Annotated in this window: 22 protein-coding genes; 18 read left to right on the forward strand and 4 right to left on the reverse strand. The window is 70.2% G+C overall.

Annotated elements, in window-relative coordinates; all coding sequences use genetic code 11:
• Window positions 1–343 precede the first annotated feature (343 nt).
• The 4 genes from FGM06_RS06010 to FGM06_RS06025 all read left to right on the forward strand — a co-directional run bounded on the left by FGM06_RS06010 (window position 344) and on the right by FGM06_RS06025 (window position 4,571).
• Window positions 344–1,645: an alanyl-tRNA editing protein gene (locus tag FGM06_RS06010; protein ID WP_144798216.1), complete on the forward strand. Its 1,302-nt coding sequence runs from the start codon at window positions 344–346 to the stop codon at window positions 1,643–1,645.
• Entirely contained in the window at window positions 1,642–2,637 is a 996-nt protein-coding gene (locus FGM06_RS06015; RefSeq protein ID WP_144798534.1) for an AIR synthase-related protein, read from the forward strand. The genes FGM06_RS06010 and FGM06_RS06015 overlap by 4 nt, the downstream gene beginning before the upstream one ends.
• A 105-nt stretch (window positions 2,638–2,742) precedes the next feature.
• Window positions 2,743–3,942: an acyl-CoA dehydrogenase family protein gene (locus tag FGM06_RS06020; RefSeq protein WP_144798217.1), complete on the forward strand. Its 1,200-nt coding sequence runs from the start codon at window positions 2,743–2,745 to the stop codon at window positions 3,940–3,942.
• Between the two features lie 47 nt (window positions 3,943–3,989).
• On the forward strand, window positions 3,990–4,571 hold the full coding sequence (locus tag FGM06_RS06025) for an HAD family hydrolase (RefSeq protein WP_241662545.1): 582 nt from the start codon (window positions 3,990–3,992) through the stop codon (window positions 4,569–4,571).
• On the opposite strand, the gene FGM06_RS06030 is transcribed toward FGM06_RS06025, so the two are convergent.
• Window positions 4,568–4,963: a DUF5822 domain-containing protein gene (locus tag FGM06_RS06030; protein ID WP_144798219.1), complete on the reverse strand. Its 396-nt coding sequence runs from the start codon at window positions 4,961–4,963 to the stop codon at window positions 4,568–4,570. The genes FGM06_RS06025 and FGM06_RS06030 overlap by 4 nt on opposite strands.
• Window positions 4,964–5,116: 153 nt before the next feature.
• Here FGM06_RS06030 and panB point away from each other — a divergent pair, with 153 nt between their 5' ends.
• The 5 genes from panB to FGM06_RS06055 all read left to right on the forward strand — a co-directional run bounded on the left by panB (window position 5,117) and on the right by FGM06_RS06055 (window position 10,911).
• Window positions 5,117–5,923 (forward strand): 3-methyl-2-oxobutanoate hydroxymethyltransferase, encoded by an 807-nt coding sequence (gene panB, locus FGM06_RS06035; protein WP_144798220.1) that lies wholly within the window; start codon window positions 5,117–5,119, stop codon window positions 5,921–5,923.
• Window positions 5,924–6,313: 390 nt separating this feature from the next.
• Complete coding sequence (locus FGM06_RS06040; RefSeq protein WP_186310976.1) at window positions 6,314–6,568, forward strand: hypothetical protein; 255 nt, start codon at window positions 6,314–6,316, stop codon at window positions 6,566–6,568.
• Window positions 6,569–6,668: 100 nt separating this feature from the next.
• Window positions 6,669–7,526 (forward strand): hypothetical protein, encoded by an 858-nt coding sequence (locus FGM06_RS06045; protein WP_144798221.1) that lies wholly within the window; start codon window positions 6,669–6,671, stop codon window positions 7,524–7,526.
• A gap of 240 nt (window positions 7,527–7,766) precedes the next feature.
• Entirely contained in the window at window positions 7,767–9,818 is a 2,052-nt protein-coding gene (locus FGM06_RS06050) for a DUF460 domain-containing protein (protein ID WP_144798222.1), read from the forward strand.
• 106 nt (window positions 9,819–9,924) lie between these two features.
• The gene (locus tag FGM06_RS06055; protein WP_144798223.1) at window positions 9,925–10,911 is read left to right on the forward strand and encodes a tyrosine--tRNA ligase; all 987 of its coding nucleotides are present in this window, start codon (window positions 9,925–9,927) and stop codon (window positions 10,909–10,911) included.
• Window positions 10,912–10,917: 6 nt separating this feature from the next.
• Here FGM06_RS06055 and FGM06_RS06060 read toward each other — a convergent pair whose 3' ends face one another.
• Complete coding sequence (locus tag FGM06_RS06060; RefSeq protein WP_186310977.1) at window positions 10,918–11,700, reverse strand: topoisomerase DNA-binding C4 zinc finger domain-containing protein; 783 nt, start codon at window positions 11,698–11,700, stop codon at window positions 10,918–10,920.
• A 130-nt stretch (window positions 11,701–11,830) separates the two neighbouring features.
• Here FGM06_RS06060 and FGM06_RS06065 point away from each other — a divergent pair, with 130 nt between their 5' ends.
• Window positions 11,831–13,180 carry a putative ATP-dependent zinc protease gene (locus FGM06_RS06065; protein ID WP_186310978.1) on the forward strand — a complete coding sequence of 450 codons (1,350 nt, stop codon included), beginning with the start codon at window positions 11,831–11,833 and terminating at the stop codon, window positions 13,178–13,180.
• 1 nt (window position 13,181) lies between these two features.
• On the opposite strand, the gene FGM06_RS06070 is transcribed toward FGM06_RS06065, so the two are convergent.
• Entirely contained in the window at window positions 13,182–15,524 is a 2,343-nt protein-coding gene (locus tag FGM06_RS06070) for a DEAD/DEAH box helicase (RefSeq protein WP_144798224.1), read from the reverse strand.
• 220 nt (window positions 15,525–15,744) lie between these two features.
• Between FGM06_RS06070 and FGM06_RS06075 the strand changes: the two genes are divergently transcribed.
• The 8 genes from FGM06_RS06075 to FGM06_RS06110 all read left to right on the forward strand — a co-directional run bounded on the left by FGM06_RS06075 (window position 15,745) and on the right by FGM06_RS06110 (window position 23,616).
• The gene (locus FGM06_RS06075) at window positions 15,745–16,107 is read left to right on the forward strand and encodes a TRAM domain-containing protein (protein WP_144798225.1); all 363 of its coding nucleotides are present in this window, start codon (window positions 15,745–15,747) and stop codon (window positions 16,105–16,107) included.
• Between the two features lie 94 nt (window positions 16,108–16,201).
• Entirely contained in the window at window positions 16,202–19,873 is a 3,672-nt protein-coding gene (locus tag FGM06_RS06080; protein WP_144798226.1) for an LAGLIDADG family homing endonuclease, read from the forward strand.
• On the forward strand, window positions 19,874–20,200 hold the full coding sequence (locus FGM06_RS06085; protein WP_144798227.1) for a DUF7854 family protein: 327 nt from the start codon (window positions 19,874–19,876) through the stop codon (window positions 20,198–20,200).
• Between the two features lie 39 nt (window positions 20,201–20,239).
• Window positions 20,240–20,578, forward strand: coding sequence for a DUF7855 family protein (locus FGM06_RS06090; RefSeq protein WP_144798228.1), 339 nt, complete (start codon window positions 20,240–20,242; stop codon window positions 20,576–20,578).
• Window positions 20,579–20,607: 29 nt separating this feature from the next.
• Complete coding sequence (locus tag FGM06_RS06095) at window positions 20,608–21,351, forward strand: DUF7856 family protein (protein ID WP_241662531.1); 744 nt, start codon at window positions 20,608–20,610, stop codon at window positions 21,349–21,351.
• Between the two features lie 52 nt (window positions 21,352–21,403).
• Entirely contained in the window at window positions 21,404–22,207 is an 804-nt protein-coding gene (locus FGM06_RS06100; protein WP_144798229.1) for a DUF7857 domain-containing protein, read from the forward strand.
• Window positions 22,204–22,854, forward strand: coding sequence for a nucleotide-binding protein (locus FGM06_RS06105; protein WP_144798230.1), 651 nt, complete (start codon window positions 22,204–22,206; stop codon window positions 22,852–22,854). Before FGM06_RS06100 ends, FGM06_RS06105 begins: the two co-directional genes overlap by 4 nt.
• Window positions 22,855–22,914: 60 nt before the next feature.
• Window positions 22,915–23,616, forward strand: a complete 702-nt coding sequence (locus tag FGM06_RS06110; RefSeq protein WP_144798231.1) for a peptidase — start codon at window positions 22,915–22,917, stop codon at window positions 23,614–23,616.
• A gap of 23 nt (window positions 23,617–23,639) precedes the next feature.
• Here the strand turns inward: FGM06_RS06110 and FGM06_RS06115 are convergent, their stop codons facing one another.
• Window positions 23,640–23,945, reverse strand: coding sequence for a HalOD1 output domain-containing protein (locus tag FGM06_RS06115; protein WP_144798232.1), 306 nt, complete (start codon window positions 23,943–23,945; stop codon window positions 23,640–23,642).
• Window positions 23,946–24,299 lie beyond the last annotated feature (354 nt).

Raw genomic sequence — 24,299 nt, forward strand, 5'->3', positions numbered from 1 at the left:
CTCGCTGCGGTCCTCAGTCGCTCGCGCTGCTCGTTCCTTGCGGTCCTTGCGTCGTCAGGCTTCGTCTTCGTGGCTGCCCCTTTGAATCCCACCCCACACAGCACCGCAGCCTCACGCCTCCCCAGCCTCGGCGGACGGCCCGGCGCGGGCGACGCCGCGCCGGCCCGCCGCCTCCAGCGAGAATCGAAGATTCTCTGGCAGCCGGCGCGTAGCGCCGGCGACCTCGCACGAGCACCTCGCGGCCGCCGGAGGCGGCCGCTCGGAGGCGCGCGCCACCACGTCTGGTTTATACACGAACGCCGAGGCGAACATCTATTTATCCGACCGCGACCACGGCTCGTCCATGACCGCGTCACGCGCGCCGGCGGAGCCCGAGGTCAGGGAGTTCGAGGCGACGGTGGAGTCGGTCGACGGCCGCGAGGTCGTCCTGAGCGAGACGTTCTTCTACGCCGAGTCCGGCGGCCAGCCGGCCGACAGGGGGACGATCGACGGGGTCCTCGTCGACGACGTGACCGAGCGCGACGGCCGGGTCGTCCACGTCCTGGGCGAGGAGCCCCCGGAGTCGCTCGCGGTCGGCGAGACGGTCTCGGCGATCGTCGACGACGCGTTCCGGACGTACTGCGCCCGGGCGCACACCGCCTCACACGTGCTCTACGGCGCCGCGCGCCGGACCTGCGAGGAGCTGGGCTACGCCGGCTTCGACATCTCCGCGGAGAAGGTCCGCGTCGACCTGACGACGGCCGACCCGATCGACGACGCGGACCTCGTCGAGCTGGAGCGGCTCGCCAACCGCGCCGTGTGGGACTCGCTACCCGTCTCGTGGGAGGCGCTCCCGGACGAGGAGGCCCGAGCGGTACCGGGGATCGCCTTCAACACCAAGACCGAGGAAGGCGCGATGAGCGGCGGCGAGGCGGTCCGCGTCGTGACCGTCGGCGGGAACGGCGCGGACGGAGGGGGCGAAGGGGACCGGGAGTCCGACGCCGCCTCCGCGTGGGACGTCGCGGCCTGCGGCGGCACCCACGTCCGGAACACGAGCGAGATCGGGCCGATATCGGTGCTCGACCGGTCGAACCCCGGCGAGGGGGTGACCCGCGTCGAATTCGCGGTCGGGCCGACCGCGATCGACCACGACGCCGCGGTCCACGCGTCCGCGCTCAACGCCGCGACGCGCCTCGACGCGCGGGTCGGCGACCTCCCCGACGCCGTCGACCGCCTCCGCGACGAGGTCGACCGGCTGGAGGGGGAGCTCCGGGACGCCCGCGCCGACCTGCTGACCGCCCGACTCGGCGAGTTCCCGACGACCGAGGTCGACGGGGCGACGTGGGCGGTCGGCGCGGTCGACGGCGCCGACCCGAACGACCTGCGGGGGCCGGCGGAGGCCCTCCTCGCCGACGGCGACGCGGGCGACGACGCCCCCGACGCGGTCGCGGCGGTCGGCGCGGGGAGCGCGCCGTTCGTGGTCGTCGCGGTCGGGGACGGGGCCGCCGGTGAGGGCTCGGACGGCGCGGGCCTCGACGCCGGCGCGGTCGTGGACGCGGTCACCGACGAGTTCGGCGGCGGCGGGGGCGGCGGCCCGACGTTCGCGCAGGGCGGCGGGCTCGACGCTGACCCCGACGACGTCGTCAGGTGGCTACGCAGCAGATGACGGGGAAGCTCGGACCCGAGGCGCTCGCGGCGGTCCTCGCGGCGACCGGGGCCGACGACGTCGCGGTCGAGACGGGGCCCGCCTACGGGGAGGACGCGGCCGCGATCGACCTGTCCGGCGCGGAGTCGACGCTCGTCGTCGCCGCCGACCCGCTGTCGCTGGCGGCGGACGCCGTGGGCGAGCTGGCGGTCCACGTCGCCTGCAACGACGTGGCCGCGAGCGGCGCGGACCCGCGGTGGCTCACGCACACGCTCTTCCTGCCCGACGACGACCCGGACCGGCTCCGGACCGTCGCGGAGCAGGTTGACGCGACCGCCCGCGACCTCGGGGTCGCGGTCGTCGGCGGCCACACGGAGGTGTTGCCGTCGCTGGAGCGCCCGCTCTGCTCGATGACCGCGCTCGGGACCACAGACCGCTTCGTGTCGAGCGGCGGCGCCGCGCCGGGCGACCGGCTCCTCCTCACGAAGGGGGCCGGGATCGAGGCGACCGCGATCCTCGCGACGGACTTCCGCGAGCGGTGCGCCGAGGCCGGCGTGTCGACCGCGACGCTCGACTCCGCCGCCGCGTTCCTCGGCGACGTGAGCGTCGTCCCGGACGCGGCCGCCGCGCGCGACGCCGCGACCGCCATGCACGACCCGACCGAGGGCGGCCTGCTCACCGCCCTCGTCGAGGCCGCGAGCGCGAGCGAGACGGTCCTCGCGGTCGAGCGCGACCGGGTCCCGGTTCGACCCGAAACGGAGGCCTGCTGCGCGGCGGTCGGCGTCGACCCGCTGGCGACGTTCGGCTCCGGCGCGCTGCTGGCGGCGGTGCCTCCCGAGCGCGTCGCCGAGGCGGCCGACGCGCTGGACGCCGCCGGGATCGCCGTCGGCGAGATCGGCGAGGTGCGGGCGGCGGGCGACCGCGACCGCGACGGTGAGGCGGGAACCGTCCTCCTCGACGGCGACCGGATCGAGGAGCCGCCGCGCGACGAGCTGTACCCGCTCTGGGAGTAGGGGGGAGTAGGGGGCGGATTGCGGCCCGCGCGGGGGTTCACCGCGATCCCGCCTCTCCCACCCCGATCGCTCACCTTTTTTCCGCGTGAGACCGAACCGAGCGTCATGACTGGCGCACGCGTCGGCTCGTCGCTCACCGACGAACAGGAGGCGATCCGGGATCTCGTCCGGGAGTTCGCGGTCGAGGAGCTCCGACCCGGGGCCGGCGAGGCCGACGAGACCGAGACGTTCCCGGAAGAGGCCTGGGACGGGCTCGCGGAGCTCGGGCTGACCGGGCTGACGGTCCCCGAGGCGTACGGCGGCTTCGACGCCGACGAGACGACGTACGCGGTCGTCAACGAGGAGCTGGCGTACGGCCACCTCGCGGTCGCGACCGCGCTGTCCGTCCACTGCCTCGCCACCTCCTGTATCGCCGAGTTCGGCAGCGAGGCCCAGCGGGAGCGCTGGCTCCCGGAGATGGCGGCCGAGGGTCGCCCCGTCGGGATGTTCTGCCTCTCCGAGCCGCACGCGGGGTCGAATCCGGCGGAGATGTCGACGACGGCCGAGTACGACACCGAGACCGACGAGTACGTCCTCAACGGCGAGAAGCAGTGGATCACGAACGGGGAGCGGGGCGGCGTGGCCATCGTCTTCGCGAAGGTCGACGACGACGAGGGCGCCGGAGAGCCGGGGGCGGCGACGGGAGACGCCGACCGCGGGTCGATCACGCAGTTCCTCGTCCCGGCCGACGCCGAGGGGTTCGAGGTCGGGAAGAGGGAGGAGAAGCTCGGTCTCCGTGCCTCCGACACGACCGGAATCAGCTTCGACGACTGCCGGATCCCGGCGGAGAACCGGCTCACCGAGGAGGGGAAGGGGCTCTCGGCCGCGTTCCGGACGCTGACCGGCGGCCGGATCGGGATCGCGGCGCAGGCGGTCGGGGTCGCGCGGGCCGCGCTCGACGAGGCGAAATCGTACGCGACGGAGCGCGAGCAGTTCGGCGAGCCGATCGCCGAGATCCAGACGATCCGCCACAAGCTCGCGGAGATGGCGACGGACGTCTCCGCGGCCCGCCTGCTCGTGCGCGAGGCGTGCCGGCAGGCCGAGGCGGGCGAGGACAACCGCGTCGCGGCCTCCAAGGCGAAGTACCGCGCCAGCGAGGCGGCGATGTCGGTGACCAACGAGGCGGTCCAGATCCACGGCGGCTACGGCTACACGACCGACTTCGACGTGGAGCGCCTCTACCGCGACGCGAAGATCACGGAGATATACGAAGGGACCACAGAGATCCAGAAGACGATCATCGCGCGGGGGGTGTTGGGAGAGTGACGGGTGAGCGGCGAGCGGCGGGCGACCGGCGGGCGACCGGCGAACGCGTGACGACAGACGGCGGACCGACCGGTCTCGCGGGCTACGACGCCGTCGTCTACGACCTCGACGGCACCCTCGTCGAGCTCGCGGTCGACTGGGGCGCGGCCGCGGAGTCGGTGCTCGACGTGTACGCGGAACACGCGGTCAAACCGCCGACCGAAGAGCTCTGGGGCCTGCTGGAGGCGGCCGAGGGGTACGGGATCGGCGACCCGGTCGAGGAAGCGATCGCGCTCCACGAGCGGGCCGGCGCGCGCGACTCGACGCTGCTCCCCCTCGGGAGACGGCTGATCGAGGGGGCCGGGGACCGACCGAGCACGCCGCCGGCCGGCGTCTGCTCGCTCAACTGCGAGGAGGCGTGTCGGATCGCCGTGGCGACCCACGGGCTCGGCGACGCGCTCGACGCGGACGCGATCGTCGGCCGCGACACCGTCGAGACGCACAAGCCGGAGCCGGAGTCGCTGCTCGCGGCGGTCGAGCGCCTCGGCGCGACGCCCGAGGACGCGCTGTTCGTCGGGGACTCGGCGCGCGACGCGGAGGCGGCGGAGCGCGCCGGCGTCGCGTACGCGTGGGCGGCGGACCTGATCTAGCTCTCGGCGTCGCCCGCGCGGTCGCTCTCGTCCGGTTCGGCGTCGTCGACCGGGTCGGCGTCGTCGACCGGGTTGGCGTCGTCATCGTTGTCGTCGCCGGCGTCGTCGCCCTCGCCGCTCCCGTCGTTCTCCGCCTCGCCGTCTTTCTCTACCCCGCCGTCGCCGGCGTCGGTGCGGCGCGCGTAGAGCGCGACGACGACGGCGGTGGTAAACCAGATCGGCGCGCCGACGCGGACCGCGAAGGCGGCGCGGGCCCCCCACGAGTCGAGCGTGACGAACGCGGAGAGGACCGCGACGACCGGGGCGCCGACGAGGATCGTGAGCACGAACGTCGTCTGCATCACCCAGCCGTAGTCGATCCCCTCGAACTCGGCCCGCTCGACAGGTTGCACGCCTGCGTCTCGGACGCCGAGGGGCAAATCGGTGGCGGTCGCGGGGCGGGGCGGTCAGGGCGCGGTGCCGTCGCGGGCGACGTTCCCGCCGGCGCCCCGCCTCGGAGTTCCGGATCCCGGCGATTTTAAGCGGTCGCACGGGTGAGTTCGGGTATGACCACGACGCGGGGACTCCGGGACCGCGAGGCGCCGATCACGATGCTGACCGCGTACGACGCCCCCACCGCGGCGGTCGTCGACGAGGCCGGGATCGACGTGATCCTCGTCGGCGACAGCATGGGCAACGCCGTCCTCGGCTACGACTCCACGCTCCCCGTCACGCTCGACGAGGTCGCGAGCCGGACCGCGGCGGTCGCCCGCGCGACGGAGGACGCCCTCGTCGTCGCCGACATGCCGTTCCTCTCGTTCGGCGTCGACGAGGCCGAGTCCGTGCGCAACGCCGGCCGACTGCTGAAGGAGGCCGACGCCGACGCGGTGAAGATCGAGAGCGGCCCCCACACCGTCGAGATGACGCGGCGCATGACCGACGTCGGGATCCCCGTCATGGTGCACCTCGGCTTGACCCCCCAGCACGTCAACCGACTCGGCGGGTACACGCGGCAGGGGACCGACCAGGACGCGGCCGAGGAGATCGTCGAGCTCGCGGGCGCCCACGCCGAGGCCGGCGCGTTCGCGCTCGTGTTGGAACACGTCCCCGCGAACCTCGCGGGGGCCGTCACGGAGGCGCTGGACGTCCCCACCATCGGTATCGGCGCGGGGCCCGACTGCGACGGACAGGTGCTCGTGATCAACGACGCGGTCGGACTCGGCGACTGGTCGCCCCCCTTCTCCCGGCAGTTCGGCGACGTGCGCGGCGAGATGCTCGACGCGGTCGCGGCGTACCGAGAGGCCGTCGAGAGCGGCGAGTTCCCGGCCGAGGAGCACTGGCACGTCGAGGGGGACCTCGACGACCTGTACTGAGCGAGAGCCCCGCTGAAACGCCTGGGAAGCGAAACGGTCCGTCTCGGGTGCGGTCAGCGGGGGAACGGTTATTGATCGACTGAAGCACGTCGAAAAATCGTCTCACCGAATACGGACCGCTCGTCCAGCGAGGAGCGCGCTTCAGTCGCGGAAGGAGTGGTGAATCAATCGTTCGCGTGCACAGTGATCGTCACGGTGTCTCTGAAGTAGCAGAAACGATATAAGATACATCATTAATAATGATTAAGTATTTTGCCATCCAATTCGCTTCGAGGAAGTGCCGTCGTAGAAATCAGCTGAGACGTCGAACGAGACAGGTTACATCAATGATAATACCCAATCCGTTCCGGACAGTCAAAAAAATCGGAAAAGGCGTCGGTTCCTTGGTGTTTGGTAACCGGGATCGACGAGACGATCAGCGGGACCGGGACCGCCGGGAGGATCGAAGGGGCCGGGATCGACGGGACGATCGGAGGGACCGCCGGGGCGATCGAAGGGACCGCCGGGACGATCGGAGGGACCGCCGGGGCGATCGAAGGGACCGCCGGGACGAAACACCACCGCGACGGCGAGATCACCGAACGCGAGATCACCGAACGGACGACCGCCAGCGGGACCGAGGGAGGCGCGATCGGACACGGGTGAGGAGCCGCAGAGGGAGCGGTGCCGATCGAGACGAGAGTCAGCGAAAACGGCGCCGGTAACGCCGAGATACGCTCGCACGCTGCATAGGGAAGCAGTAGAAGTGGAAACGGTGACCGAATTGAATCCGATTCTTCGAAGATGGACGGGTACCGCTACCCGCGACGGGCGGATCCTTCCGATTACCCGATGGGTCGCGCGCTTCATCATCCCGTTTTTAGCCGCGGCGTTTCTGGTCCTCTACGGAGTTCCCGATCAGACCGCGACGTACTTCGCGTGGACCATCAGGCCCGAAATGACTCCGATCACCATGGGCGCGGGCTACGGAGCGGGCGTGTATTTCTTTTATCGAGTGTCCACCGCCGACGAGTGGCACACGGTCGCGCCGGTCTTCCTGGGGATCGGGACGTTCACCTGGTTGATGGCCATCGCTACCGTCCTCCACTGGGAGAACTTCAACCACGGCCACTTCACGTTCGACCTCTGGGTCGGCCTCTACGCGGTCACTCCTGTCCTCATTCCAGCGATTTGGGCGCTTAATCGGCGGACCGATTCCGGGGAACTGACGGGTGGTGAGCCTCAGCTCCCGCAAGCGGTGAGAGTGCTCGGCGGCGGGCTCGGAGCCCTTCTCACCGTCAGTGCCGTCAGCCTGTTCGTCGCCCCGGAACCCATGATCGGGGCGTGGCCGTGGACCGTCTCCCCTTTCACGGCGCGAATCTTGGCGGGGTGGTTCGCGCTTTTCGGGGTCGTCAACGGCGCGGTCGTACTCGATCCGCGCTGGAGTAGCGCACGAATACTGGTCCAAAGTCAGATACTCGGCTTCGCGTTGGTGCTGATCGGCGTGATTCGTGTCTGGGCTACCTTCGACCCGTCGAACGTCCTGACGGTTGGCGTCGTCGGCGGGATGACGCTGTATCTGATCGCCGTACTTCTGCTGTATATCGCGATGGAAACACGCTGACTCCTCCGAATGCCGTCGTCTCGTGTCGATCGACGCGAGCCCCCCTGTCTCGCAGGGCTATCGTAACACCCGAGCGAACCGGCGGGGTCCTCGGGGATCGGCGTGCGCGTTCGGTGCCCGTGTGTTCTGGACGAGGTACGTCGGAAAAGATGACACCGACGGAGCGACTGGGCCGGATCGCGCGACGAAACCCCCGCACCCGGCGTGGGGTATATACGCGCGAACGGCCTATTCTGAGGCGTGACAACCCGGACCATCCGCGCCCGCGACCGGCCGGTGTTCGGCGTCGACGTGCACAGCGGCGACGTCCGCGGCGACGACCCCTCCTACGCCCTCGTAATCTTGGACCCCGTCGACGAGGACGACCCGGACGCGCCCGACGCCGACGGCCCGATGGCGCGGGTGACCCGAGACGTGGTGTCGTTCCGGAAGCTCTGCCGGCTGATCGACGACCGCGAGCCGCTGTACGTCGCCACCGACAACGCCTACGAGCTGGCGGCGGACAAAGGCGAACTGGTGGGGTTCCTGCGGTCGCTGCCCGACGGCACCCGGCTCGTGCAGGTGACCGGCGCGGAGCGACCGGAACCGCTCTCGCGGGTCGCCTCCCGTCACGGGATTCCGTACGGGAAGGAGCCGATGAAGGAGGCGGAGGCGTCGGCCCGGCTGGCCGCCGCCAACGTCGGCCACGAGGTGACCGCCTTCACCGACGAGACGCGAGTGAAGGTGTCCCGCGGGCGCTCGACCGGGAAGGGCGGCTGGAGCCAGGACCGCTACACGCGCCGGATCCACGGCAACGTCCGGAAGCGGACGCGGCAGGTCCAGTCGAAGCTCGAGGACGCGAACCTCGACTTCGAGCGCGACGTGACCGAGAAGTACGGCGGCTACGCGAACGCGACGTTCACCGTGGAGGGTCGCCCCGAGGAGATCCCGGTGTCGAACTCGCGGGCCGGCGACGTGCGCGTCGAGGTCGAGCGCGAGCGCCGCGACGGGATCGAGTACGAGCCGCTCGTGAAGCGGCGCGATCGGGTGATCGTCGGCATCGACCCGGGGACGACGACCGCGGCGGCCGTCGTCGGGCTCGACGGCACCGTCCACGCGCTGTACTCCTCGCGGACCGCCGACACCGCGGACGTGACCGAGTGGATCGTCGAGCAGGGCCGCCCGATCATCGTCGCCGCCGACGTGGAGCCGATGCCGGAGACCGTCGAGAAGTTCCGGCGCTCGTTCGACGCCGCCGGGTGGCGACCGACCACGGACCTCCCCGTCGACGAGAAGCTCCACCGGACCCGCGAGGCGGGGTACGACAACGACCACGAGCGCGACGCGCTGGCGGCCGCGCTGTACGCCTACGACGACCACGAGGACCAGTTCGACCGGATCGCGGCGAAGACCCCGCCGCGGCTCGACCGCGAGGCGGTGATCGCGGGCGTCGTCGCCGGCGACGCCTCGGTGGAGTCGGTCATCGCGGACCTGAGCGAGGACGACGGGAGCGGCGGTGGGGACGGCGACGCTGACGCCGACGAGTCGGACCCCACCGAGCCCGAACGCACCGAGGAGGAGGAGACGATCCGCCGGCTCCGCGAGCGCGTCGAGCGGCTGGAGTCGCACGCCGACTCGCTGGAGGGCGACCTCGCCGAGCGCGACGAGCGGATCGCGGAGCTGGAGGGGGAGCTGGAGAAGGCGAGACGCGAGGAGCGGATCGAGGCGCGCAGCCGACGGGCCGTCTCCCGACTCGAACGCGAGACCGACCGGCTGGAGCGCGAGCGCGACGAGGCGCGAGAGACCGTCGCGGAGCTGGAGGGGAAGGTGGAGACGCTGAAGGAGCTGTGGCGGCTCGACCACTCCAACTTCGACGACGTCGCCGCGGACCGGGGGTTCGTCAGCGTGAAGGCGGTCGAGCAGTTCACGCTCGACGCGCTGGAGGCCGCCGACGAGGCGTACGGGCTCGTCGCCGGCGACGTCGTCTACCTCCGAGACGCCTCCGGCGCGGGGCGCCGGACAGCCGAGCGGCTGGCCGAGACCGAGCCGCGCGCGGTGATCCGCGACGGGAACCTCTCGGACGTCGCCGACCAGGTCCTGTTCGACCACGACGTGCCGGTCGTCCCGGCCGACGCGGTGCCCGTCCGCGAGGTCGACGAGCTGGCGGTCGCGGACGAGGAGAAGCTGGAGGCCGCGATCGACGACTGGGAGAAGCGGGCGGAGCGGCGGCGAAAGGCCGAGAAACAGGAGCACCTCGACCGGATCATCTCGGAGCACCGGGCGGGGCGGACGCTGCCCGAGACCGAGGAGTAGAGCCGGCGGGACGGAGGGCCTTCCGCCGAGAACCGCCAGATTCCCGTTCGCCACGCGCCCGCACGCTTCCAGAAGTCATATGTCCGACAACCGCACAGTCGGGAGTATGGACGCCTACGAGCGGATCACCCGGAACGCGGCCGAGGTGGTCACCGAGGAGGAGATCGAGGCGCTGGCCGACGACCCCGACGGGAAGCGGGCGTACGTCGGCTACGAGCCCTCGGGGGTCCTCCACATCGGGCACATGCTCACCGCGAACAAGCTCATCGACCTCCAGGAGGCCGGGTTCGAGGTGACGGTGCTGCTCGCCGACGTGCACGCCTACCTCAACGACAAGGGGTCGTTCGAGGAGATCCGCCACACCGCCGAGCGCATGCGCGACCAGTTCATCGCGTACGGGCTCGACGAGTCGAACACGCAGTTCGTGCTCGGCTCCGACTTCCAGCTCGACGACGACTACACGCTCGACCTGCACGCCCTCGAACTGGAGACGACGCTCGCGCGGGCCGAGCGCGCGATGGCCGAGATCACCTCCGGCGACTCCGTGAAGGTGTCGCAGGCGGTGTACCCGCTGATGCAGGCGCTCGACATCCCGTACCTCGGCGTCGACCTCGCGGTCGGCGGGATGGAGCAGCGCAAGGTCCACATGCTCGCGCGCGACGTGCTGCCGAGCATCGACCGCGAGCCGCCGACGAGCCTCCACACCCCGCTCATCGCCGATCTGGGCACCGGCCGCGGGAAGATGTCCTCCAGTACGGGCGTCACTATCTCGATGGAGGACTCCCGCGAGGACATCGAGTCGAAGGTGAACGACGCGTACTGTCCCCCGACCGTCGACCCGGAGCCGACCGACGACGGCGAGTCGCGGGAGAACCCCGTCCTGCAAGTGTTCGAGTACCACGTGTTCCCTCGGTTCGAGACGGTCCGCGTCGAGCGACCTGAGGAGTACGGCGGCGATTTGGCGTACGACGACTACGACGCGCTGGAGGCCGACCTGGAGTCCGGCGAGCTCCACCCCGCCGACGCGAAGGGCGCGCTCGCCGAGTACCTCGACCGGCTCATCGCGCCGGGACGCGAGCAGCTCGCGGAGTAGGCGGCCTCACTCTTTCTCCGGAGTCGACTCGCCCGTCGCCCCGCCCGCCGCGTGCCCCCGGTGCTCGCAGCCCCCGTCGAGGCAGTCGCGCCCCGTGGCCGTCTCGAACACCGGAAGCCCGCAGTCGCACTCGTCGACGACGACGCCCGAGGGGATCGAGAACGTCGTTTCGCAGTCGGGGTAGCGCTCGCAGCCGAGGTAGACGCGGCCGGGCGCGGAGTTGACGGTGAGTTCGCCGTCGCAGTCGGGACAGTCCCAGACGCGGTCGAACCGGTCGCTGACGGCCGCCTCCATCGGGTCGCACGAGGGATCGAGACAGAGGTGGAACGGCTCGCCGCGCTCGACCCGGATCTTCGGCACCCCGCAGTCGTCACAGACCCCGTCGGTGACGCTCGCGCCCGCCGGGAGCCCCCACCGCTCCTCGCAGTCGAGACAGACCACGTCGCCGCGCGAGCGCACGAGCGGCCCGCCGTCCTCGGGGCAGGTGCCGACCGGGATTCCGGCCTCCGTGACCGGGAGGGCGCGGCCCGCGGTCGCCTCCTCGGCGACGATCCGGAGCCGTCGAGTCCCCTCGCGGGCGGTGACGGAGAATCCGTCGCCGTCGCCCTCGACGACGACCGAGTCGGGACGGGTGAGCCACGCGACCGGCTGGTAGCCGTCGGCGTCGTGGACGAGCGTGGTGTCGTCCGGCTTGATCAGGACGACGACGCGCCCCCGGTGGGTCCGGGAGCGGTCGCCGCGTTCGGTCACTCGACAGTCGCCGGCGAACACGCGGAGTCGTTCGGGCATGCCGCGGGGTTGCCTCGTTTTCCGATTTAAGCGGCGGGCGACGAGGGCGGGCCGCGAGCGACCGGTCCGCGTTCCTCGGACGGGGGAATTGTGTGATTAACTTAACAAGATCGTTTCCGTAATCTCACACATGAGCGAGGCCTCTGGTGCGGGCCCGTCGGAAACAGCGGAGTCAGCGCCTCCCGTCCGGGTCGGAGTGTTGAGCTTCCACAACAGCAAAGAGACGAAGGCGATCTGCAACGCCGTTCAGGCGTTGGGACACGACCCGGTCTGGCTCCGCGAGGAGAACACCAGGTCGTGGATCGAGGCCGGAGACCTCCGGTTCGACCCCGACGTGGACGTCGTCGCGAACCGACTGCTGATGACGAAGGCCGTCCAGCCACTCGACGACATCGGGATCGCGACGGGCTACACCGCTTCGCGTCCCGTGTTGAACCCGCCGGCCGTCGTCGTCCGAGCCCTGCATAAGTACGGCGTCGCGGCGACGCTCACCGCCGCCGGCATCCGTGTTCCGGACGCGTACATCGCGTTCAGCCACCGGACGATCAACGAGGGCAACCCTCTCACGAGCGAGAAAGCGGTCCACAAGTCCGCGATCGGGACGAACGGGGACCGGATGGCGGTCGTCGGCGCGGACGACGTCGTCGCGCCGCACATCGCTCGCCGGCGGGCGTTCCTCCAGGAGTTCATCGACACCGGCACGGAGCGACCGTTCGACGTCCGCGCATACGTCGTCGGCGACCGCGTCGTCGCCGCGATGAAACGGTACGCGCCGTCGGACGAGTGGCGCACGAACGTCGCCGTCGGCGGCGAAGTCGAGGATTTCACCGCCGACCTCCCCGAGGAAGCGGCGCGGCTCTCACGGGAGGCGGCGGACGTGCTCGACCTCGACTACGCCGGCGTGGACCTGCTGTGTCGCGACGGCGCGTGGTACGTCCTCGAAGTGAACGTGACGGCGGGGTTCAAAGGTCTGTTCGAGGCGACTGGGATCAGCCCCGCACCGTACATCGCCGCCCTCGCGATCGAGCGAGGGGGCGGCGGCGTCGACTCCGACCGCGTCACGTCCCTCGCGGCGGTCCTGGACGACTCGGTCCCGGAGTGTAAGCCGTCGCTCGATCCGGAGCCGGAGGCGCGGACGACGATCGGCTACACCGAACGCGTGACGGTGAGTGCGGGCCAGCGAGCGGTCGACGTGGTCGCCAAATCTGACACCGGCGCCGGGCGAACGAGCATCGACTTCGACGTCGCCGCGGAGATCGGCGCGGGTCCGATCGTCGGCACGGTCCACGTGAAATCCGGGTCGCGAGCCGGGCGGCAGAAGCGGCCGCTCGTCGAGATCGACCTGAAGATCGGGAACCGCTGGCAGACCGTGACGGCGAGTATCGAGAACCGGAACCACATGACCTACCCCGTGCTCCTCGGTCGAGACGTCCTCGACGGATGCCACGTGGACGTCACGAAGCGGGAGCGCGAGGAGTGACCTACGTCACCCGAACCGTCCGCGCCGCTCGGACCGGCATCAGCGGCAGGTCGGGGAAGACGACCTCGACCACGAACTCCAGCTCGTCGGCGTCGGGGGGGCCGAAGACGCCGACCGGGACCGTCGTCTCGCCGTCGAGGTACGTCGTCGTCGCCGTCATCTCCACGTCGTTGACGGTGACCCGGATCCCCGTGCGGGCGCGCCCGGAGACGGTCGAGACCGCGACCTCGCACATCTCGTTTTCGCCGACGGCGACGGCCTCGGGGAAGTCTCCCCAGTCGACGTCGATCCGGGGGCAGTCGCGCGCGGCGTCGACGATCCGCTCGGCGACGGAGCCGCTCATGCCGGCGTTCTCCAGCGCGCCCGCGCCGGCGTCGACGACCGCCGCGGGTGAGGTGAGTCCGGCGTCCGCGAGCCGCTCCGCGCGGCCGGAGCCGACCCCGTCGATCGCGGTGAGCGCGACCGCCTCGCGGGAGACGCCGTGCTCGACGCGCGCCTCGACGCGGCACGCGAGGTTCGCGGCGCGCGGGCCGGCGAACCGGTCGAGGAACTCGGAGAGCGCGGCCAACAGGCGGAGCGCGTTCTGCCGGATCACCCACGCGTCCGAGCGCAGGTCCGAGGGGATCGAATCGGCCATCCCGGCGAGCAGAATGGCGAACACCTTCCGGTGTCCGTCCTCGAGGTCGGTGTCGCGGCCGTCGAGGATCCGGTCTATCGCGTCCGCCTCGGCCGACCGCGCGGAGACGGAGTCGAACTCGCCGGCCGACGCGACGGTCTCTAAGATCCGGTCGACGGTCAGCGTCTCGCGGTCCGCGAGCCGCTGGAAGCGACGGGCCGTGTCCAGACGGAGGTAGTACTTGGAGGCGAGCCGGCCGAGCCCGGTGGGCTCGATCGCGAGGTCGTCGTCGGCCGCGACGAAGCCGTCGTCGACGAGCGAGTCGAGGGTGTCGCGCACGCGGTCGCGGAGGGTGCCGAAGTCGTACTCGTCGGGCTTCGACGCCGCGCGGACGTAGTAGAAGGTGGTCTCCAACCACGCCATCACGTCCTCGAGCCCGCGGATCGTCCCCATCGCGATCTCCGCGTTGAGGTGCGACTCGAGTTCGGCGGCGAGCCGCGACTCGATCTCCTTGCCTTCGCGCAACAGCTCGCGGTACTTGTCGGCGTCCGCGCGGTCGCAGACCACCCAGCCGTACCCCACGTCGTCGTAGCCGGGGCGCCCGGCGCGACCGAGCATCTGGAGCACGTCGAGCGGCGAGATGTCCGTCTCGCCCTCCAGCGGGTCGTGGTACTTCGTGTCGCGGATGACGACGCAGCGCGCGGGGAGATTCACCCCCCACGCGAGCGTCGACGTCGAGAAGAGCAGCTTGATCTTCCCCTGCTTGAACCACTCCTCGACCCGGTCGCGATCGGCCTTCCCGAGCCCGGCGTGGTGGAAGCCGACGCCGTCGGTGACCGATTGCCGGAGCGTGTCGTTAGTGAGCTCCTTGGCCTCGTTGTGGAAGTCGTAGTCGCCCCGGGAGTCGATCGGGATGTCGCGGTCGGTGATCTCGTCGCGCGCCTTCTTGGCGGCCTGCACCGTGTCCTGCCGCGAGGAGACGAACACGAGCGCCTGCCCGTCCTCGCGGACGTGCGGCTCGGCCAGGTCGAGCGCGCGGTAGAGCCGCCGGTACTTGTCGGCGAAGGCGTTCGAGCCGTGCGAGTACGTCTTCACGCCCGTCTCGAGGTCGACGGGGCGGTACTCGTCGCCGAACTCGTAGGTCGTGTCCGCGGGCGCGTCGAGCCACTCGGCGACGTCCCCGACGTTCGGCATGGTCGCCGAGAGCGCGACGACGCGGGGGTCCTGCAGGCGGCGGAGCCGCGAGACGGTCACTTCGAGCACCGCGCCGCGCTTCTCGCTGTCGAGCAGGTGGACCTCGTCGATGACGACGCAGTCGACGTCGGTGACGAACGAGTAGCGCGCGGAGTCGTGTTTGCGGGTCGCGCTGTCGGCCTTCTCGGGGGTCGTCACGAGCACGTCCGCGCGCTCGGCGCGGCGGGGGTTGAGGTCGCGCTCGCCGGAGACGACGTAGACGGAGTAGCCGAGCTCCTCGAAGCGCTCCCACTCGCTCTCCTTCTCGTTGGTGAGCGCGCGGAGGGGGGCGATAAAGAGGGCGGTGCCGCCCTCAGAGAGCGTCTTACAGATCGCGAGCTCGGCGAGTGCGGTCTTCCCGGATGCCGTCGGCGCGGAGGCGACGACGTTGTGGTCCGTCTCCCAGATACCCGGGAGCGCCTCGCGTTGCATCCGATTGAACTCCTCGAAGCCGAACGCGTCGGCGAACTCCGGCACCGCGTCCGCGACCTTCACGCCGCACCACGCTCGCGGACGAGTCGACGGCGATCGAGCGGTGTTCGCATCACGTCGAGTCGGGGGGCTCCAGCGCAAAGGCGTTTCTCATGTGGGCGGCGAGCGCGCGACGGTCGGACGGACGCCGTCGTCGAGCGCTGGCGGGCGGGAACGTCGAACCGAGCGCGGTCACCGGACCCGGACCCCGAGCGTTTACGTGACCGCGGGTCGACCGGCCGGTATGATACCGTCGGACCCGATCGTCGTCGGAGCCGCGGCCGTGATCGCCCTGCTCGTCCTGTTGGGCCTGTTCCGTCGCCTGCGGGGGCCCTCGGGCGAGGCGCGGGAGTCGAAGCGCGCTCACGAGGCCGCGCAGGAGCGCGAGCCGCCGGTCGAGATCGGCGAGACGTACGAGTTCGGCGTCACCGAGCTCACCGATCACCACTCGGGCGGGGAGGTCGCCGTCGGCAAGGTCGAGGGGTTCGTCGTCTTCGCCGAGGACATCCCGAGCGGCCTCTCCGAGGGCGACGTGATCCGCGCGAAGGTGCTCTCGTTCAACGAGGGGCGCACCTCGGCCGACGCGACGTTCGTGACGAAGGCGTAGCGAGAACGGATCCCGGGACCGAACGAGCCCCGTCGCGATCCACCTCCACTCCGAACATGAGGTTCATACGTGATGGCGACGAAGGGGTTTCGTAATGGCTCAGGCCGGGAATCAGGACCTCACGGAGCGGTTCATTCAGTTCTACCGCAACTACTACCGCGAGGAGATCGGCACCCTCGCGCAGCGATACCCCAACGAACAGCGCTCCCTGTACGTCGACTACGACGATCTGTTTCAGTTCGACCGCGACCTCGCCGAGGACTTCCGCACGAAGCCGGACCAGATGCGCGAGTACGCCGAGGAGGCGCTGCGGCTCTACGACCTCCCCGCCGACGTCAGCCTCGGCCGCGCGCACGTCCGGATCGAGAACCTCCCCGAGAGCATCGACATCCGCGGCATCCGCGTCCACGACGACCACATCGGCAAGCTCGTCTCCGTCAAGGGGATCGTCCGCAAGGCGACCGACGTCCGCCCGAAGGTGATCGAGGCGGCCTTCGAGTGCCAGCGCTGCGGCACGATGACGTACATCCCGCAGAGCGACGGTGGCTTCCAGGAGCCCCACGAGTGCCAGGGCTGCGAGCGACAGGGCCCGTTCCGCGTCAACTTCGACCAGTCGGAGTTCATCGACTCCCAGAAGCTCCGGATCCAGGAGTCGCCCGAGGGGCTCCGCGGCGGCGAGACACCCCAGTCGCTCGACGTCGACATCGTCGACGACATCACCGGCAAGGTGAGCCCCGGCGACCACGTCACCTGCGTCGGCGTCCTCCACATCGAGCAGGTCGAGCAGGGCAACGAGAAGTCCGCCATCTTCGACCTCTACATGGACGGCGTCTCCATCTCCATCGAGGACGAGGAGTTCGAGGACATGGACATCACCGAAGAGGACAAACGCGAGATCATCGAGCTCTCCAACCGCGACGACATCTACGAGGCGATGGTCGGCTCCATCGCGCCCGCTATCTACGGCTACGAGGAGGAGAAGCTCGCGATGATCCTCCAGCTGTTCTCCGGCGTCACCAAACACCTCCCCGACGGGTCGCGGATCCGGGGAGACCTGCATATGCTACTTATTGGCGACCCGGGTACAGGGAAGAGTCAGATGATCAGTTATGTCGAGAATATTGCTCCAAGATCAGTTTATACCTCAGGAAAAGGATCATCCGCTGCAGGTCTCTGCGTGGCCGGTGACACGAAGATTCACACGAACGACGGATTCGTCTCGATTCGGGAGATCGCGACGGAACAGCATCCCGATCCAGTCGAAAGTGAAACGGCCGCAGAGTCGGCGCACGAGCTGTACACGTTCGACCGTGCCGACGGCTCGATCGACCTCGCGGAGAGTTCTCACGTGTGGCGAATGCCCGAGAAACCCTGTCGGTGGATCGAGACGGCACACGGAAAGGATCTCGAAGCCTCGGTCAACACACCGGTTCTCGTCTGTGACGAACACGGCATCGAGTGGCGCGAGATCACGGAGGTCGGCGTTGGCGACCACGTTGCAGTTCCACGATACACCGAGATCGACCGGTCATCGCCGCCAGTTCGTGAGTACGTTGAGTTCACGGGCGAAAAGCTAAAACCGACCGACGAGTCGGTCGAACACCTTCGCACTCGTCTCTGCGAGGAGTTCGGAACGCTCCGTGATGCGGCGGCCGAACTCGATCTTTCTGAGGACTTCATCTACGACACGCTCTCAAATCGTCACATTCCGCGCGAAAAACTCGACACGGTTCTCGATGCGCTCGACGTGGATATCGACGACATCAGTATCGAACGGGCGATGCTTCGGCACGGAAGCGGCGTGACGATTCCCGAGGAGTTCGACGCGGATCTCATGTATCTGATCGGACTCGTCTTCGGTGACGGCGACGTGATGGTGTCACGTCGTGGGGGCAATCGCGGTCACGTCCGGATCTCGAACTCCGACGAGGACCTACTGAAACAGGCCGCCAATATCATTGAAGCCAAATTCGGAAAGTCCGTCCAGATCGAGTACCAGGATGAGCGCGTCCCCTGCATTCGTCTTCACAGCGCGACCGTCGCCCGCTTCTTCGCCAACGTCGGTGTCGAATCGCCGAAAGACGACATTCGGCTCGATTCGAGGCTCACAACGGCAGAACACGCTAACGCATTCCTCCGGGGCCTGTTCGATGCCGACGGAGCAGTTTGTGGACGTGACGACGGTGGATCGAGTGTCCAGTTCTCGACCGTCTGCGGCGAACTCTCAGAGCAGGTCCAACTGATGTTGGAGACGTACGGCGTCCGTTCACGGACCCGTGAGCGAGACCGCCGCGGGACCTACACACGAGCAGACGGACACGAAATCGAATCGACCTCGATCCAAACGCACCTCGCTATTTACGGGAAGGAACTCGACGCGTTCGCCGACCAGGTCGGGTTTCGGTCGATCACGAAATCACAGGCTCTCAGCAGGATCGTTCGCGACGTGCCTCGGCGTGGTGAACGGCTTCCGGTGGGAAACGCACTTGCACGGGCAGACGGGGGATCCGCAGCGTATCGCCAGAATTTCGTAAAGGGACAGGATCCAAGCCGTTCCCGGGCGAAAGCCATCGTGAACAGTCTCGAGCTCGGTGCGATCGGTGGTGATGTCGAGGAGGTTGTCGACGCCGATCTCGTCTGGGACGAAGTCGTCGACGCCGAGAACACCGGCGAAAAGGAGGTATTCGACCTCACAGTTCCGGACACCCACAATTTCCTCGGAAACGGGATCGTGACACACAACACGGCCGCGGCTGTGAGGGACGATTTCGGCGACGGCCAGCAGTGGTCGCTCGAAGCCGGTGCGCTCGTCCTTGCGGACAAGGGGATCGCCGCTGTCGACGAGCTGGATAAAATGGATTCGAGCGACCGCTCCGCGATGCACGAAGGGCTCGAACAGCAGAAGATCTCCGTCTCGAAGGCGGGGATCAACGCGACGTTGAAGGCGCGGTGTTCCCTCCTCGGCGCGGCGAACCCGAAGTACGGGCGATTCGATCAGTACGAGCCGATCGGCGAGCAGATCGACCTCGAACCCGCGCTCATCTCGCGGTTCGACCTGATCTTCACGGTGACGGACAGCCCGGACCCGGAACACGACTCCCGGCTGGCGAAACACATCATCAAGACGAACTACGCCGGCGAGCTCAACACCCAGCGGACCGAGCTTGCGAGCTCGGAGTTCACCTCGGACCAGGTGGCGGAGGTGACCCAGGAGGTCGCACCGGAGATCGACGCCGAGCTGCTCCGAAAGTACATCGCCCACGCGAAGCGCTCCTGTTACCCGACGATGACGGAGGAGGCGAAGGAGCTGATCGAGGAGTTCTACGTCGACCTGCGCTCGAAGGGCGCCGACGAGGACGCGCCGGTCCCCGTCACCGCGCGGAAGCTGGAGGCGATGGTGCGGCTCGCGGAGGCGAGCGCGCGGCTCCGGCTCTCGGACACCGTCGAGCGGGAGGACGCCGATCGCGCCACCGACATCGTCGAGTCCTGTCTGAAGGACATCGGCGTCGACCCCGAGACGGGGCAGTTCGACGCCGACGTCGTCGAGACGGGCACCTCCAAGAGCCAGCGCGACCGCATCAAGAACATCAAGGGACTCATCGCGGACATCGAGGAGGAGTATCAGGAGGGCGCGCCCGTCGAGGAGGTGCTCGACCGCGCCGGCGAGATCGGGATGGACCCCGGGAAGGCCGAACAGGAGATCGAGAAGCTCCGCACGAAGGGCGAGGTGTACGAGCCGAAGCAGGGACACCTGCGGACGACGTAGATGGACCGCATCTCCGCGATACGGAACGTCGAGGACGCCCTGCGCGCGTTCGAGAACGGCGACGCCGACCTCGCCGACACGGAGCGGCGGGTGGCGGCGGTGCTCCGGACGTACGCCACGGAGTTCGACGGCGACGACGACGTGTTCCGCGCGGTCGGCGACGACCCTGTCGACGGGCGGATCGTCGTGGCGCCCTCGGCGCCGGCCGCCCGCGAACGCGTGCTCGCGCTTTCCGGAATCGACGCGAACGAGTTCGACGATCTGACAGACCTCGAAAACGACGCAGTCCCCGACTTCGAGGTCGAACGAGTAGTCGATCCGGAGTAGTTCGGAACCGATAAGTTCGACCCTCGATCAGCCGCGTCCGTGCTGCTGATCGTGACGTATTCGGAGGCGGCCCGCACCGGCCTCCGGAACCTGTGTCGGCGCCACGAGGAGTCGGTCGTCCGGCGGTTCGGGCGGGCGGCGCTGCTCGAGGCGACGGAGTACGCCGCGTTCCTCGCCGTGCGGCTCCGGGAGTCGCACGGCGGCGACGTCCAGATCGAGCGGACGGAGCCGTTCAACGAGTTCGCCGCGCTCGACGAGTCGGTCCGTGAGGCCGCGAGCGCGTACGCGGACCGGGACGCGACGGCGACGCCGTACGCCGCGTTCGCCGCCGGGACGGACCATCCCGACCCGGAGCGACTGAAGGGCGAGGAGCTGTGACCGGGGCGTCGGAGACGGGAGTGCCGGACGTGAAAGCGCGACCGGTCCCCGCGCCCGAGGAGGTCCTCGGCCGGGTGCCGACCGGGACCAGCCTCCGGCGGGAGATCGCGGCGGCGGCCCGGTCGCGCGGACGCGAGTCGTCGGTGCGTGACGAGCTCGGTCGGCTCCGCGACGAGATCGCGGCGATCGAGTTCGAATCGGTCGACCTCGCCGCGGCCCGTCGCCGGGTCGCGGAAGCGAGCGGCGAGGAGGAGCGCCTGAAAGAGCGCGTCGCGGCGCTCCGCGGCGACGTTCGGGCGCGGCGGGCCGTCGAGGCGGAGACCGACGAGGCGCTCGGCGACCTCGAGTCCGCCGCGGCGGCGCTCTCGAGCGCGCAGACGGAACGGATCGCGGCCGAACAGGCGCTCGAGCGGGCCCGCGAGCGGGCCGCCCGCGCCCGCGACGAGCGGGAGCGACGGCTCGAACTCGAAGACCGGCTCCGGAACCGCCGACGGGAGGCGCGCCGCGAGCTCGCGACCGAGGCGTATCCGGCGTTTCGCGACGCTCTGGGCTCGATCCCGGGCGGCGCTCCGACGCAGGCAGGGTCGGCGCCGTCGGCGTACGAGGGACCGCGACTCGCCGCGTCGCTCGCGGCGGTTCGGATCGCCGATCTGGACGCGTCGGTCGCGCTCGGCGTCGAGGCCGCTCGCTGGCTCGACGAGCGCGGGGAGAGGTCGCCGGAAGAGGTACTCGACGCGGCCGTCGTCCGTCCGGACGCCGCGCCCGACCCGTGATCGGGGTCGGCGTCGGACGGAGGTTTATCAGCGATACCGCGGCAGCCGGCGTATGGATCTCTCGTGGACCGTCGACCGGGCGGGCGACGCGTCGCTGGTGCGCTGTCGGGTGCGCAACGACGAGGCCGTCCCGCGACGCGTGCGGGTCGAGAGTCGGTTCGAGGCGCCGGTGCTACCGCCGCGACGCGGCGGCGTCCCGGCGGACGGGTGGGACGCGACCGGGGTGACGCTGCGGGTCGGCCCGAGCGAGCGACGCGGATTCGGCTTCGCGGTTCCGGCGCCACCCGTCGATCCCCCGGTCGAGATCGTCGACGTCGAGTCGGTCGAGCCGAACGGGTCCGCCCGGGGAACCGCCGGTCTCGCCGGCGCCGGCGCCGGCGGAGGCGTCCACCCGACGCCGGCCGACGCGCTCCGCGAGCTCGCCGATCACCGGCCGCCGCGGGCAGCCGTCGACGGGGATCGCGAGGCCGACGGTCGCCCCGAGGACACCGCCCCGGTCGGAGACGCTCGCGGTTCCGACGGCGAACGCGACGACGCCGGGAGCGACGGCATCGGGAGCGACGACACCGGGAGCGGCGCCGGCGAATCGGAGCGATCGGTCCCCGGCTCGGTCGACGACCGGTTCGCCGCGGTCGAAGCCCGACTCGAGCGGGCTGAGCGACTGACCGACGCCGACGTGGACACGGCGACCGGGATAGTCGCGGACGCGGGCGGCGTCGACGCGCTCTCCGACCTCGCCGACCGGCTCGACGCCGACGCGGAGCGCCTCCGAGCGGTGAGCGAGCGCGCGGCGTCGCTGGCGGAGCGCGCGGACGCGACGGACGTCCCGATCGACGCGCTGGAGCGGCTCGCGTGATCCTCGCCGTCGCCGGGGGGAAGGGCGGCGTCGGAAAGACCACCCTCGCGTACAACGTCGCCGCCGCGCTCGACGCGGTCGTCGTCGACGCGGATCTCGGCATGGCCGACCTCCCGGGCGGCCGCGGTCCGGACCTCCACGACGTGCTCGCCGGGCGCGCCGACCCGACGGAGACGGTGCGGTCCGGCCGGGTCGACGTCGTCCCCTGCGGGCGGACGCTCGCCGGCGCCCGCGCCTGCGACTTGTCGGAACTGGGAGACGCGGTGGCCGCGATCGAGCGCGAGCGCGGCGTCGTCGTCCTCGACTGTCCGGCCGGGCGACGGGCGGACGCCGGCGTCCCGCTCGCTGTCGCGGACGCGTGTCTGCTGGTCGTCTCGCCGCGGGCGTTCGCGCTGGCCGACGCGATCCGGACGCGAGAGCTCGCCCGCGAACTCGACGCCGGGCTCGTCGGCTGCGCCGTCAACCGGGTAACCGAGGAGCCTCCGACCGAAGCGATCGCCGACGCGCTGGGCGCGCCCGCGGCGGTCGTCCCCGCGGATCCGCGAGTCGGACGCTCCGTCACCGCGGAGCGGCCGGTCGTCGACGTCGCGCCCGACAGCGACGCCGCGCGGGCGATAGAGGAGCTCGCGGGGCGAGTCCCTCGCTGACGAGGCCGGGGTTCACCGAACATCGGGTCGTTTTACCCGATCGGGGGCGGACGGGGAGCCATGCTCACGGTCGCGTTCCTCGTCGGCGTCGCCGTCGTCGCCTTCCTCGCGGTCGAAGTCGGACCCTTGTACGCGGCCGACCGCTTCCGCGACCTGCGGGAGCCGACGGCAGAGGAGCGGGGGCGGCTCGCCTCGCTGCGCGAGACCGCCGGCCTCGACGTGGAACGGGTCGCGATCGAGACCGGCGCCGAGGAGACAGCCGACGAGGCGGCGACCGACGCGGACGAGCCGGGGATCGGCCGGGTCGAAGTCGGCGTCCGCGGCCCGCCCGGTAGGCGGGTCCTGTTCGTCACGGAGAGCGTGCTCGACGACCTCGACGAGGACGTCGCGCTCGGCCTGCTCGCGGCCGAGGCGGGGCGCGTCGAGACGTACTACGGCGAGTTCCGCGCGGTCGCGATCGCGGCGGTGCTCGCGGTGCTGGCGGCGATCGTGACGGCGGCGGTGCCGTTTCAGGCCGGCTTCGCGTCGCTCGTCGCCGTGGGGGTCGCCGCGTTCTGGGTCGGCCGGCGGGTGCAGTACGCGGCCGACGACCGCGCCGCGGACGCCGTCGGCGCGGGGCGCGTCGCCGACGCCTTCGAGCGCGTCGCCGCGATTCGGGGGGTCGAGCCCGAGACGGGCGACTGGTCGACGTGGTTCGAGGTGCAGCCGCCGCTCGGCGATCGGATCGCGGCGCTCCGAGAACGGGCGGAAGAGGAGAGCTGAGTGGGCGAAACGCTCAACGGTTCCTACTCGGTAACTCGCGCGACGGCCTCGTCGTCGTCGACCCGGACGTCGTACTCGGCGACGGAAAACGAGAGGGAGACCCCGCCGTCCGCGCGGTGCTCGACGAGCGCGTCGAGCGCGTCGAGGTCGACGTGGTCGTACAGGACGATGTCGGCCTCGTCGGCGAGCCCGTCGGGGGCGACCCCGGCGAGGTCGGCGACCGCCTCGACGACAGCGCGGCTCGCCGGTCGGTCGTCGCAGCCGTGGGCGACCCGGACCGGTCCGGGAAGCGAGGCGGCGTCGGAAGCGCTTGTCGGAACACTGCTCATACCCTCTCGTCGCCGAACGAGTATATAAACTCTCGCCGTCGTTAATCAGAAACGATAATTCAAACGGATCGACGGATCGGCCGACCGGAGCGAAACGGTTAACGTCTCGCGTGCGTCAGGGGATCGCATGGCACTCGAACGCGCCACGGCGGGTATCGCCCGGAGAGCCGACGGCGACGCGTTCGGGTTCTTTTTTAACTGACCGGCGCGCGGCGGACCTGCCCCGCGATCGGGCGGCGAAACCGCGCACGGTTCGGCGGTCGGGACGGTCACGCGGGAGACGAAGCCGCCCCGTGCCGTCCCGCGAGTGCGACGTGCCGGAACCGCTGCCGGCGACGTGCCGGAACCGTTACC

The organism is Halorubrum depositum, from assembly GCF_007671725.1.
Classification (GTDB): domain Archaea; phylum Halobacteriota; class Halobacteria; order Halobacteriales; family Haloferacaceae; genus Halorubrum; species Halorubrum depositum.